The sequence below is a fragment of the Mycobacterium szulgai genome (genome assembly GCF_002116635.1).
Lineage (GTDB): Bacteria > Actinomycetota > Actinomycetes > Mycobacteriales > Mycobacteriaceae > Mycobacterium > Mycobacterium szulgai.
Window position 1 is genome coordinate 1 of the sequence record NZ_LQPW01000150.1, and the last position, 12893, is coordinate 12893.

The window sequence follows — 12893 nt, forward strand, 5'->3', positions numbered from 1 at the left end:
TTCATCGGTAACGGCGGGGCCGGCGGCGCGGGTGGAAACGGCGCGGCCAGCTTGGCCAACTTCGGCAACGGTGGGTTCGGTGGCGCGGGCGGATCCGGCGGCGACGCCAAGTTGTTCGGCAGCGGCGGGACCGGCGGGAACGGCGGGAGCGCGGGCCAAGGCGGACCCACCGGCAATGGCGGCAAGGGCGGTAACGGCGGGACCGGCGGTCACGGTGGCGCGGTGTATGGCAATGGCGGCTTCGGTGGGGTGGGTGCCGCCGGCGGCCTCGCCGGTGCCGGCGGCGCAGGCGGCGACGGCGGTCTGGGCGGCGACGGCGGCGGCGCCGTCGGGCTGATCGGCAACGGCGGTAACGGCGGGCCGGGCGGCGCTGGTGGACTCGGGCCTCCCGACGGTAATGGGGGCGCCGGCGGCAACGGCGGTACGCGCGGAACGCTGTTCGGTACGCCTGGCGCGGCCGGTCCGCACGGCTGACCCCGCGCCTCTGCCGGTTGGCGGCGCCCTGCGCTAGCGTGGGTAGATCAACCAAATCCACGCGGGAGCGCATGCCGAGTGCGCTGAGAGGACGGCTGGGGCCGTCGACCGTACGAACCTGACCGGGTAATGCCGGCGTAGGGAGATTGAGAATGACCGTAACTATCGAACCGTCGGTGACCACCGGACCCATCGCGGGCAGCAGCAAGGTGTACCGCGATGTCGAAGGCTTTACCGGCATGCGGGTGCCGTTCCGCCGGGTGCACCTGTCCACCGGGGACCACTTCGACCTCTACGACACCTCGGGCCCGTACACCGATACCGACGCGACGATCGATCTGGCCGCGGGCCTGCCGCCGCGGCCCGGCGTGGTTCGCGACCGCGGCACTCAGCTGCAGCGCGCCCGGGCCGGCGAGATCACCGCGGAAATGGCGTTCATCGCCGCCCGCGAGGGCATGCCTGCCGAGCTGGTCCGCGACGAGGTCGCCCGCGGCCGTGCCATCATCCCGGCCAACCACAACCACCCCGAGATCGAGCCGATGATCATCGGCAAGGCGTTCGCGGTGAAGGTCAACGCGAATATCGGCAACTCCGCGGTCACCTCCTCGATCGCCGAAGAGGTCGACAAGATGGTGTGGGCCACGCGCTGGGGCGCCGACACCATCATGGACCTGTCCACCGGCAAGAACATTCACGAAACTCGCGAGTGGATTCTGCGCAACTCGCCGGTGCCGGTCGGCACGGTGCCCATCTACCAGGCGCTGGAGAAGGTCAAGGGCGACCCGACCGAGCTGACGTGGGAAATCTACCGCGACACCGTGATTGAGCAGTGCGAGCAGGGTGTCGACTACATGACGGTGCACGCGGGGGTGCTGCTGCGGTATGTCCCGCTGACCGCCAAGCGGGTCACCGGCATCGTCAGCCGCGGCGGGTCGATCATGGCGGCCTGGTGCCTGGCTCATCACCGAGAGTCGTTCCTGTACACGCATTTCGAAGAACTGGCCGACATCCTGGCCGGCTACGACGTCACCTTCTCCCTCGGCGACGGGCTGCGCCCCGGATCCATCGCCGACGCCAATGACGCCGCTCAATTCGCCGAGCTGCGCACCCTGGGTGAACTCACCAAGATCGCCAAAGCCCATGGCGCACAGGTGATGATCGAGGGACCCGGGCACGTCCCGATGCACAAGATCGTCGAGAACGTGCGGCTGGAAGAGGAGCTGTGCGAGGAGGCTCCGTTCTACACGCTGGGCCCGCTGGCCACTGACATCGCGCCGGCCTACGACCACATCACCTCGGCCATCGGCGCGGCCATCATCGCCCAGGCCGGCACCGCGATGCTGTGCTACGTCACGCCCAAAGAGCACCTGGGGCTGCCGGACCGCAAGGACGTCAAGGATGGGGTGATCGCCTACAAGATCGCCGCGCACGCGGGCGATCTGGCCAAGGGCCATCCCCACGCACAGGACCGCGACAACGCTTTGAGCACAGCGCGTTTCGAGTTCCGCTGGAACGACCAGTTCGCGCTGTCGCTGGATCCCGACACCGCGCGGGAGTTCCACGACGAGACGCTGCCCGCCGAGCCGGCCAAGACCGCGCACTTCTGCTCGATGTGTGGGCCGAAGTTCTGCTCGATGCGCATCACCCAGGATGTGCGCGACTACGCCGCCAAGCACGGGCTGGACTCCGAGGAGGCGATCGAGGCCGCGATGGCCGAGAAGTCGGTCGAGTTCGCCGAGCACGGTAACCGGGTGTATCTGCCGATCACCCAGTGACGTTGCCGCCTCCGACGCTGCCGCTCCCACCGCCCGGCGCGACGCCGCTGCGGGTGCTGACGATCGCCGGATCGGACTCGGGGGGCGGTGCCGGCATTCAGGCCGACCTGCGCACCATGGCGCTGCTCGGTGTGCACGGCTGCGTCGCCGTCACCGCGGTCACCATGCAGAACACGCTGGGCGTCAAGGGTTTTCACGAGGTGCCAGAAGATATCGTGGTCGGCCAGATTGAGGCGGTGGTGACCGACATCGGCGTACAGGCCGCCAAGACCGGCATGCTGGCATCCTCGGCCATCATCGCCGCGGTGGCTGACAGCTGGCGCCGGCTCGAGCTGAGTGTTCCTCTCGTCGTCGACCCGGTCTGCGCGTCGATGCACGGCGACCCGCTGCTGGCCGCATCTGCACTGGATTCGCTTCGCGCTCAACTGTTTCCGTTAGCCACGCTGGTGACACCGAATCTCGACGAGGTGCGGCTACTGGTCGATGTCGACGTCGTCGACACCGAGTCGCAGCGCGCGGCCGCCGAGGCGTTGCATAAGCTGGGCCCGCGGTGGGTGTTGGTCAAGGGCGGGCACTTGCGTTCGTCGGGCAATAGTTGCGACCTGCTGTACGACGGCGTTGATTTCCACGAGTTCGACGCCCCCCGGCTGCCCACCGGCAACGACCACGGTGGCGGTGACACGCTGGCCGCCGCGGTGGCGTGTGCATTGGCGCACGGCTACGGGATGCCCGACGCGGTCGCGTTCGCCAAAGCGTGGGTCACCGAATGCCTGCGCGCCGCCTATCCGCTGGGCGGCGGCCACGGCCCCGTATCCCCCTTGTTCAGGCTCGGATCATGAACCTCGACGACATCGCAGGCGTCGCACACGAACCCGACGGCACTCCACAAGGCGTTGCCGTGTTGACGCATGGCGCCGGGGGTAACCGGGATTCCACATTGCTGCAACAGGTTTGCGACGAGTGGGCGCGCCACGGCTGGTTGGCTATCAGATACAACCTGCCCTATCGCCGCCGCCGGCCCAAAGGACCGCCGTCGGGCTCGGCGGCAGTCGACCAAGCCGGAATAGTCGAAGCCATCGAATACTGCCGCAGCCTTGCCGACGGACCGCTGATCGCCGGCGGGCATTCCTACGGCGGCCGCCAGACGTCGATGGTGGTGGCTGCCAACCAAACCCGGGTCGACATTTTGACCCTGTTCTCCTACCCCGTCCATCCGCCCGGAAAGCCGGAACGTCAGCGCACCGCGCACCTGCCCGACATCACCGTCCCCACCGTGTTCACTCACGGCACCTCGGATCCGTTCGGCACCATCGCCGAGGTGCACGATGCCGCGGCGAAGATCTCCGCCCCTACCGAGGTCGTCGAGATCTCCGGCGCACGTCACGACTTGGGCTCGAAGACCCTCGACGTGCCCGCGCTCGCGGTTGGCGCGGCGCTGCGTCTGCTGGAGACCCGGCCGGAGAGCCGAAAAGCGTGACCTCCATCAACTTTCGCACACAAGCCTGACCATAAGCCGAATCCGCGGGGCCTCCCATCCGACTCAGATCGACCACTAGCGCCATGGCGGCGTGCACCAGGAACCGCGCCTGCATCGGGGTGAGCGACGGTCGCGCGGTTGTCAGCAGCCGCACCCAGGAATCGATCGTCGACAGCTGCACGTTGTGCAGCAGCATTTGGTCGGCGGGTGTCAGGTTGACCCGCTCGGTGTAATAGACCGCGGCCAGCTCGGGGTTGGCGAACGACGTCGCGACGTAGGCGTCGATCAGCAACATCAGCGCCTGGCGCGGTTCGGTCAGCGCGCCGACGACCGGCGACAGTTGCCCGGACACCCGGTCGGCCGCCCGGCGCAGGCCGGTCGCCAGAATCTCGCACTTGCCGGAGAAATACCGGTAGATCCCCGACACCGGTATGCCGGCGGCCGAGGCGATCTGCGCCATGCTGGTTTCGGTATAGCCGCGGTCTTTGAACAAAATCATCGACGCGTGCAGCAACGCCTCGTAGACGCCCGCGTCCTCGGCGAAGATCCGCCAGGATGGCGGGCGGCCAAAGACCTCGCCGGGCTGCGGGAGCTCCGCGGCGAGGATCGCCGCGGCCGCCTCGCCGAGCAGTCCGCGAATCTCGTCGGCCGGCAGCCGAGCCCGGTGATCGACGATGCTGCCGATCGCGCTGAGCACGCCCGCCGACAGCATCCACCGTTGCGAGGAAATCAGCGCCGGCCGAATCGCATTGAGCGGCTCCTGAATTCGGCGATTCACCAGCTTGAGTTGACCGGTCAGGGTGAGCTGGTCCTCGGCGCGCAGGTAGCGCGCCTGCCAGCGGTACAGGCCGCCGGACTCGCGATTGTCCAGGGTGACGTCGATAAGTGCGGCAACCAGCTGGTCCAGCGTCGTGGCCGGATCAGGGTCGGGATCGGGCTCGGGATCCAAATCCGTGCAGTCGACCAACAATTGGCTCAAGGTCAGTACCGCGCCACGGAACAGGTCATATTTACCCGCATAGTGCCGGTACAGCGCGGGTGCCGATACCCCGACTTTGGCGGCGATGGTCTCCATGCTCACCGCGTGATAGCCCTGCGCGCTGAACGCCTCAGCCGATGCGCGCGCAATCTGCGCCTTGCGGTCCTTGGGTCGCCTCCGAATGGCGGTGGCATCGGTGGACACCGCCTCACTGTAGCCGCATGCCGTCCTCGCCTATCGCAGTCGCGGAATATCCATTAACATAATCACCGCTTGGGGAGCCGCGCGAGGACGGCCGGAAGGACCGCACATGTTGGAAAAAGTTCGCCGTGTGCTCAATTTTCAGGTCACAATCGGCCAGCTGATTGTCGTCGCTTTGGTCGTTGGAACGCCATATTTGCTGGTAGGGGTGGTCTGGACGACGACACACACCGAGCAACTTCGCCGGATGCAGGGTCTCGACCTGGCGGTCTCCTTTTTAGGCCAGATCGTCTCGTGGCCGGTCCTGCTGTTCTCGAACGTGTGCATGACGTGAGCGCAGCGGGGTCGAATTTGGCATTAACATACCGAACACATGGAGAAGCTGTGAGTCGTCGTCAGATGTACCTGGGAATCGCCGGACTACTGCTGGGCGTGGTCGGATTGTTCGCGCTCTTCTTTCCGATCTACCTGGATGAGTACGACTCGTACGGCGTCAAGATCACCTGCGGCAACGGCATCAGCTCCGATCTGACGCAGGCCCACCAGGCCCCTGGTGGCGCCGTCGTGTCGAGCTGCGACTCCGCCCTGCTCATGCGCCGCGCCTGGGCCATCCCGACCGTCGCCCTGGGCTGGGTGATGGTCACCGGCTTTCTGGTGGTCTGGGTGCACAACGGCCAGCAGCGGGATGCCGCCTACCCCGGGTAGCGCGCGTAACACCCGTCCATATCGCCGCCCACCCCACCCCGGAACGCCGCGATGCGGGTGAATCCGGCTGGCACGCTGATGCCGTCGGCGTCGCTGGCCACCATGTGGTTGGTGAGCAGCCCGGCCACGGCCTCGTCGAGGTCGCCGGCCGTCAGGACGAGTGACTTGCCGGACGGCAGGTCGATCGGCTCGGCCATCTTGCGGTGCGCAACCCCGGTCAGACATGCCGTGCGCAGCGCGGTCCACGGGCTCTGCATCGCCAGGCCACGCTCATGCTGCGCAGCCAGCGCATACCTCGACATCACGATCGACAGGGCCGTGTCATCGCCTTGGGGCAGACTCTGTTCCTTTTCAGAGGCGACTTTGCCCATCGCCGCCAGCGCGGGCAGGTCGACCACGATGGTGTTGGTGGCCGGACAGTAGGACGCCGGCGGGCTGGGCCTGGCGTCGGGGCAGCCGGCTGCCTTATAGGACAACGTCGGCGGGTTCTTGGGCGAGAAGACCTTGCCCATGAGTTCCATCAGCGTGGACAAGGTGTCTTCGTTGATCGGCACCTCGCCGGTCTCCGGGTCGCCGTTGGGATCCACCCGCAACGTGGTCGGGAGGTCACCGCGGCGCTGCTCGATCTCGGCCTTGTTGATCGACGCGCACGCCGGAGTGCCGCTGATGAAACCCATCTGGAACGCGCTCACCCGATCCAGGGCCGAGCCGTGTTCGTCGTCGTTTTGCGCGTCGGCGTCCATCACCGGGTCGCGGGTGGTGATGATCCCGGCCATCACATGGTCGAGGCCGTCGGCGGTGCTCAAGGTGAAACGCGGCGACTTGCCGTCGGCCACCCAGTACAGGTAGACCCCGGCGAAGCAATCGGCCTGCTGCTCACGCACGATGGTCGGGTCTCTTCTGGTGACCAGCTGCGCCATGGATTGCAAGGCGTGACCGAACTCGTGCGCCAACACACCATTCACCGACATGTCGCCGAAGTACTTCTGGGCCACCGCCATGAACACCCCGCGGTCCCAGGCGATCATGTTGCACCGGGAGGTGAAGAAGGCGTTGACGAGCTGGTAGGTCTCGTTGTGGCAGACGATGGGACTGTTCGGATCGTTGGAGTCGTAAGACACCAGCTTGTCGACGGGCTTGAACGAGCCTTTCAACGGAGCGATGTAGTTGGCTTTCCAGTACTCCTCGATGTCGTTGATAGACAGCAACGACAACTTGTCGATCGCCCCGTTGTTGGTGTTGATCACCGTGCCGGTTGCCGCGGGCGCGTTGGGGCGTTGGCCACTGGGGCCATTGGTCGCGGGTAAACCACCCACCCGGAACGGGTCGTTGAGGATCGACATGGCGCGGCCGCCGACGACGGTCGTGCAGCCGGCCACTACGAGTACCGCCCCCAGACAGGCGATCCCGGCCCGCGCCGACGCGACCAGCCCGCGAGAGCCACCACACCGCAACTTCATCTGACCAACCCCATCCCGACCGGTCTGCACTAAAGGAATCCCATCTTAGATGGATTGGTTTACCGTCAGCACCCAAACGAAGCGGCCCCGATGTCAGAACCGCGCAGTATCGTCGTCAGCCATCGGGTCGGTGCACGAAGTCATCGAGGCATTCCGGAAGGCGCCGTCAAATTCCGAGCGGGGCACGAAGTTCGAGCAGCTCATGGTGCGATATTTCGAACTCGACCCGACGATGTCGCAGCAGTATGACGCGGTGTGGCGGTGGATCGATTGGCCCGGGCGCCAGGGCAAGCCGGACACCGGTATCGACTTGGTCGCGCGCGAACGGGATACCGGTAGCTACACCGCTATCCAGTGCAAGTTCTACGAACCAACCCACACGTTGTCCAAGGGGGATATCGACTCGTTTTCACCGCTTCGGGCAAGACGGGCTTCGCCAACCGGGTGATCATCTCCACGACGGACCGCTGGGGCAAAAATGCCGAGAACGCCTTAGCCGATCAGATGATCCCGGTGCAGCGGATCGGGATGGCCGAGATCGCCGAGTCGCCAATCGACTGGGACGTCGCCTGGCCGCACGGCGACCTGCAGGTGAACCTGGCACCCGCGAGGCGCCACGCGCCACGCCCCCACCAGCAGCAGGCGATTGACGCGGTGTTCCGGGGTTATGGCTTGAGCAACGATCGCGGCAAGTTGATCATGGCGTGCGGCACCGGCAAGACACCAGCATTCTGCCGAGCTGGTGTCGATGGACGACGAGTTGACGTTCGGACCGGAGTTTCACCGACTCTCGTTCGGTGACGCGGTGGAACGCGGACTGCTCACCGACTACAAGGTGATGGTGCTGACCGTCGACAAGTCGGTGATCGCACCGCGGCTGGCACAGGAACTGGCCGGCGTATCCGGTGAACTCATGCTCGACGACGCGTCGAAAATCGTGGGCTGTTGGAACGGCCTGGCCAAACGCGCCGGCGCGGGCGTGGCCGCCGGCGAACCGCCGATGCGCCGCGCGGCGGCGTTCGCCAAGGACATCAAGACCTCCAAGCAGATCGCTGAGATGTTTCCGAAAGTGGTTGAGGCCTACCAAGAGCTGCTCGATGAGCATTTGGGCTCCGATAACACCAACCGCGGGTTGCGCTGCGTCGCACACCACGTCGATGGCACCTTCAACGCTCTTGAACGCAACGAGCAGCTTTCCTGGCTCAAAGGTGTTGTGGCTGAGGATGAATGCCGCATCCTGACGAATGCCCGCTGCCTGTCCGAAGGCGTCGACGTTCCCGCCCTGGACGCCGTACTGTTCTTGAACCCGCGCAATTCGATAGTTGACGTGGTGCAGTCGGTGGGCCGGGTGATGCGGAAGTCGTCGGAGACAAGGACTATGGCTACGTCATCCTGCCGGTGGCGGTGCCCGAAGGTGTCGAACCCGCGGTGGCGCTGGCCGATAACAAGCGGTTCAAGGTTGTCTGGCAGGTGCTCAACGCGCTGCGGTCGCACGATGAGCGGTTCGACGCGATGGTCAACAGCATTGCGCTCAACGCATCGTCGAAGAAGAAGGAAGGTGTAGGTAACGACAAGCTGCTCGGCGGCCACATTGGTCCAACCTCTGACGACCCGCGGCCCGATGTTGCCACTCAGATGGCACTGTTCTCCCTGTCGCAATGGCAAGAAGTGATCTATGCGCGCATCGTCAATAAGGTTGGCACGCGGACCTATTGGGAGCAGTGGGCCGCCGATGTTGCCGACACCGCCGCGACGCTGACCACCCGGATCAAGGCGCTGCTCGAAGGTGCTGGCCCGGGAGTGGCGACGGCTTTCGAACAGTTCCTTGCCGGGCTACGCGACAACCTGAACAACTCGATCACCGGTGAGGATGCGATCAGTATGCTGTCGCAGCATCTGATCACCAAGCCGGTGTTCGATGCGCTGTTCGCCGGGCACAACTTCGCGTCGCATAACCCTTGCCGTCCATGTTTGCGACCCCGTACCACACAAACGTTGGTTTATGCATGCTCGGCGTCGGTGGCGCAGAGATCTCTCTGTTGATGGTCGGTTCTCTTCCCGATCTGAACTTTCACGGATTCGGCGGCCAGTTCTTCCCGCGCTGGACATACGAGAAGGCCGAATCACCCTACGAAGAACTAGATTTCACGTCCGCCGACAACACCGACATAGACGAACACGGCTACCGGCACGTCGACAACATCACCGATGGAATCCTCAAGCTGTGCCGCGACGCCGTTGGCAATCAGGTCACCAAGGACGACATCTTCTACTACGTATACGGCCTGCTACACGACCCTGCCTACCGCGAAAGGTACGCAGCCGACCTGAAGAAGATGCTCCCCCACATCCCGACTCCCGAAACACGTGAGCGTTTCGAGCGATTCACCGATGCCGGCCGCAGGCTCGCGGAGCTGCACGTCGGCTATGAGTCCGTCAAGCCGTATCCCCTTGACGTACAACTGAAGCCAGGAGTAGGCGCAACAGACCGCGAAACGTGGCGTGTCCAGAAGATGAAATGGCACTCCAAGCAAGATCATTCGTCGATCGTCTACAACACCAAGGTGACGATCCAAGGCATTCCAGAGGAGGCCGAACGGTATATGCTCGGCTCCCGGTCGGCGCTTGGCTGGATCATCGACCGCTACCAGGTCACCACCGACAAGGCCTCAGGCATCGTCAACGATCCCAATGACTGGTGCGACGAACACGATGACCCGACTTACATCGTCGACCTCATCAAGAAGGTGACGACCGTCAGCGTCGAGACTATGAAGATCGTCGACTCGCTTTCGTGAACCGCTACAACAACCGCGTAATCCTGCTCTGCCCAACCGTATAGATGACAGGCCCCGGCGAACTCGCGGCACCTGCAATCGCTGCCACGTTGTCGATGAACCGCATCGCGGCGTCCTCTGCCAGAAGGTCAGCGCGAGGCACGCAAAACAACCGGGGATCACCGCCGCAACCAACTCATCAGTGAGCTGATCATCACCGCCGTCGCGGTCCAACCCGCACGCCCGCGCCCGATCACATACCGGCGCACCGTTTTGCGGTCACTGCCCGATAGCCGGGCCACCTCCCGCAACCCCAACCCCTGCAGCCACAGCCGCGGCATCTCCACGATCTCGATCACCGACACCTCCCGGTAGCTCATCTGGCCAATACAGCGGCCCAACAACCGGAAGATCCCGACGCCGCCTACGAACTCATCGTCGAAGGCCAGTCGTACCGACAACGCCAAAAGCCAAAGCCGGCCCCTCCGACTGCGTCGGATTGACCGGCAACGACTCCATCAGTCACCATCAACACGGCCCATAGCCGGAAGACCAACTGGTCCCATGCTCATGGCAACCAGTGGTCCCATCACCCTGGCCGGCGACAAGCAGATCACCTAGAGATCGCCTTCAAGAGTGGTATGGTCGTAGGAATCGGTTCCACCCCAATCAGATTCGCGGTTCGCTGGGACTTCGTTGAGTGCAGCGTCGCCAACTTCTGGTGGTCCGGCTGGCCTATGAGTACTCGATGAGCGCCCCGTCTGGGGTTGCTTTTCGCCAGCCCGGCACGGCATGTTTGCAATAGGTGCGCCGGAAAGTCTGGTCGGCAGCTTGGCCCGGAGCGGGCCGAGTGTGTTTCGGCTGGAAGGTTGATCCGTGTCAAGCAGACGGAGCAGCGTGTCGGACGCCCCACAAGCGCACGAGGTCGGCCTCCTGACCTACACCGGCCGATTAGGCGGCGGTCTTTGGGCGGATGTGCAGCGAAAGCTGCCTTTCTACACGACCGACTTCAAGGACGGGCTGCATTCGAAAGCCGTAGCATCTGTCAGTTTTCTTTTTTTCGCCTGCCTTGCGAATGCTATTGCCTTCGGTGGCCTCACCAGTGTCATGACCGACGGTGAGATCGGCATCGTGGAAATGATTGTGGCAACCGCCTTCGGCGGAATCCTGTTCGCGCTCCTGTCCGCTCAACCCCTGACAATTTTGGGCGGCACCGGCCCCATCGTCATCTTCACCGGCCTGCTGTACACGATGTGCCGGCGTTTCGATCTTCCCTTTTTACCGGTCTACGCCTGGGTAGGAGTTTGGTCGGGCGTTCTCATGCTCGTCCTCGCGGTCACCGATGCCAGCGCGCTGATGAGGTTCTTCACCCGCTTCGTCGACGAGATCTTCGCCGTCCTCATCGCCGTCATTTTCATCGTCGAAGCGGCGCGCTCCGTGGTGTCGCCCTTCACCGCGTCACCGCGCAACGACGCGACCGCCCTGATGACCGTGGTGCTGGCACTGGGAACATTTCTGTTGGCCCGCAACTTCAAGACTTTCCTGCAGACCAGGTATATCCAGCGCAGGTTCCGTGAATTCGTGGCAGATTTCGGACCCACCATCGCCATCGCGCTGATGACGATCTTCGCTTTGGCGTTGCCGGAGGTCAAGGTGGCGGACGTGGCCATTCCCGACCATTTCGGCACCACCACCGGCCGGCCCTGGCTCGTCGACATGTTCTCGGTGCCCGTCTGGCTGATCCTCGCTTGCCTCGGGCCGGCAATCCTCGTCACGGTTCTGCTATTTCTCGATCAGAACATTACGACTCGTCTGGTCAACAGCCCGTCGCATGCCCTCCGAAAAGGTGGGGGCTATCACCTGGACCTGGCTGTCGTCGCCGTCATCACGGCGGTGTGCTCGGTGTTCGGTTTGCCCTGGATCGTGGCGGCCACGGTCCATTCCCTCAACCACATCAAGAGTCTGGCGACCACCAGACGACCCGTCGAGACGTATCTGTCGCAGGGATTTGGCGCAAACCAGTCTGAAGACGACGACTCCGGTGCCGAGCGCATTCTAGCTGTCCGAGAAAATCGAGTCTCCCCGCTCGCGATTCATTTGCTGGTCGCGGCCTCAATTTTCATGTTGCCGGTGATCAAGAAAGTTCCGATCGAGGTACTTTTCGGCCTGTTCCTGTTCATGGGTTTCGCCACCCTCAACGGGACGGACTTCTATGCACGGTTGAAATTGTGGTTGACGGACCGCAATCTGTACCCCAACACCCACTACGTTCGTCATGTTCCCTGGAAAGTCATCCACGTCTTCACCTTCGTGCAGGTTCTCTGTCTGGTGGTGTTGTGGATCCTCAAGAGCAGCCCGGTGGGGATCTTGTTCCCCTTATTCATCGCGATGCTGGTGCCGTTGCGCCTTCTGCTCAACAGGTGGTTCCAGGCAGAGCATCTGGCCTTGCTCGACGCCAATGAGCAAGCCGACGACGAGAGCATGGGGGACTTCCGGCCCTGAGCTTCGAGGTGATGCAAGACGTCCTGATGCTGCAGTCCGAAAGACACTGAGCCGACTAAGAATTGGTATTCCACGTGTTGGGCTTGAAGACGGGATACACGCCCGACTTCAGCGGCCTACTGGGCTGTCCGCCGCCATCACAGCGTGCACACCGAACGGCCGACACGTTATCCAAACGCCTACGCGGGGCACGCCTGGACGGCACCTACGAAGACGAGATGCGAAAACTGCACCGCGTCGAGCTGCTGATCATCGATGATCTGGCGCTCCACCGCCTGGAAGACCACCGAAACCAGCGACTTCTACGAGCTCATCGTCGAACGCCACCGCAAAGCCTCGACCATCACCAGTAACCGCGAACCACCCTAGATCCTGACCATGATGGCCGACCCGCTCCTGGCCCAATCCGCGATGGACCGACTGCAATCGGCGGCTTACGAACTCGTCGTCGAGGCCAGTCCTACCGACAACGCCAAAAGCCAAAGCCGGTCCCGCCGACTGCGTCGGATTGACTGGTAACCACGCCGTCAGTCACCATCAACA

General features: G+C 63.9%; 8 protein-coding genes, 6 pseudogenes and 1 riboswitch. Of the genes and pseudogenes, 11 read left to right on the plus strand and 3 right to left on the minus strand.

Annotation, left to right across the window (positions count from 1 at the left end; all coding sequences use genetic code 11):
- The 4 genes and pseudogenes from AWC27_RS32365 to AWC27_RS22280 all read left to right on the plus strand — a co-directional run.
- Positions 1-474: pseudogene (locus AWC27_RS32365) on the plus strand (PE family protein); the annotation flags it as partial.
- Between the two features lie 51 nt (positions 475-525).
- Positions 526-636, plus strand: a riboswitch (TPP riboswitch).
- Positions 627-2249, plus strand: a complete 1623-nt coding sequence (thiC, locus tag AWC27_RS22270; RefSeq protein WP_083114920.1) for a phosphomethylpyrimidine synthase ThiC — start codon at positions 627-629, stop codon at positions 2247-2249. (Overlaps the previous riboswitch by 10 nt.)
- Positions 2246-3088 (plus strand): bifunctional hydroxymethylpyrimidine kinase/phosphomethylpyrimidine kinase, encoded by an 843-nt coding sequence (gene thiD / locus AWC27_RS22275; RefSeq protein ID WP_083114921.1) that lies wholly within the window; start codon positions 2246-2248, stop codon positions 3086-3088. Before thiC ends, thiD begins: the two co-directional genes overlap by 4 nt.
- Positions 3085-3726 (plus strand): alpha/beta hydrolase family protein, encoded by a 642-nt coding sequence (locus AWC27_RS22280; RefSeq protein WP_139801799.1) that lies wholly within the window; start codon positions 3085-3087, stop codon positions 3724-3726. The genes thiD and AWC27_RS22280 overlap by 4 nt, the downstream gene beginning before the upstream one ends.
- Here the strand turns inward: AWC27_RS22280 and AWC27_RS22285 are convergent.
- Positions 3668-4888, minus strand: a pseudogene (locus tag AWC27_RS22285) (TetR/AcrR family transcriptional regulator); the annotation flags it as partial. The gene AWC27_RS22280 and the pseudogene AWC27_RS22285 sit on opposite strands and share 59 nt — an antisense overlap.
- A gap of 127 nt (positions 4889-5015) precedes the next feature.
- Between AWC27_RS22285 and AWC27_RS22290 the strand changes: the two are divergent.
- Both AWC27_RS22290 and AWC27_RS22295 read left to right on the plus strand, forming a co-directional pair.
- Positions 5016-5240 (plus strand): hypothetical protein, encoded by a 225-nt coding sequence (locus AWC27_RS22290; protein ID WP_083114922.1) that lies wholly within the window; start codon positions 5016-5018, stop codon positions 5238-5240.
- Between the two features lie 50 nt (positions 5241-5290).
- Positions 5291-5611, plus strand: a complete 321-nt coding sequence (locus AWC27_RS22295; protein WP_083114923.1) for a hypothetical protein — start codon at positions 5291-5293, stop codon at positions 5609-5611.
- Here AWC27_RS22295 and AWC27_RS22300 read toward each other — a convergent pair.
- A complete protein-coding gene (locus AWC27_RS22300) occupies positions 5599-7071 on the minus strand; it encodes a neutral zinc metallopeptidase (protein ID WP_083114924.1) in 1473 nt (490 codons plus the stop codon). The two genes, AWC27_RS22295 and AWC27_RS22300, sit on opposite strands and share 13 nt — an antisense overlap.
- Before the next feature lie 226 nt (positions 7072-7297).
- On the opposite strand from AWC27_RS22300, the pseudogene AWC27_RS33315 reads away from it, so the two are divergent.
- A pseudogene (locus tag AWC27_RS33315) lies at positions 7298-9030 on the plus strand (restriction endonuclease); the annotation flags it as partial.
- Positions 9030-9869, plus strand: a pseudogene (locus AWC27_RS33320) (type ISP restriction/modification enzyme); the annotation flags it as partial. The pseudogenes AWC27_RS33315 and AWC27_RS33320, both read left to right, overlap by 1 nt.
- Before the next feature lie 158 nt (positions 9870-10027).
- Here AWC27_RS33320 and AWC27_RS22310 read toward each other — a convergent pair.
- The gene (locus AWC27_RS22310) at positions 10028-10309 is read right to left on the minus strand and encodes a hypothetical protein (protein ID WP_372510984.1); all 282 of its coding nucleotides are present in this window, start codon (positions 10307-10309) and stop codon (positions 10028-10030) included.
- Between AWC27_RS22310 and AWC27_RS33325 the strand changes: the two are divergent.
- The 3 genes and pseudogenes from AWC27_RS33325 to AWC27_RS33330 all read left to right on the plus strand — a co-directional run.
- A pseudogene (locus AWC27_RS33325) lies at positions 10268-10351 on the plus strand (ATP-binding protein); the annotation flags it as partial. The gene AWC27_RS22310 and the pseudogene AWC27_RS33325 sit on opposite strands and share 42 nt — an antisense overlap.
- A gap of 394 nt (positions 10352-10745) precedes the next feature.
- Entirely contained in the window at positions 10746-12350 is a 1605-nt protein-coding gene (locus tag AWC27_RS22315; protein ID WP_245847410.1) for a sodium bicarbonate transporter family protein, read from the plus strand.
- Between the two features lie 123 nt (positions 12351-12473).
- Positions 12474-12862 (plus strand): annotated as a pseudogene (locus AWC27_RS33330) (ATP-binding protein); the annotation flags it as partial.
- Positions 12863-12893: the final 31 nt, after the last annotated feature.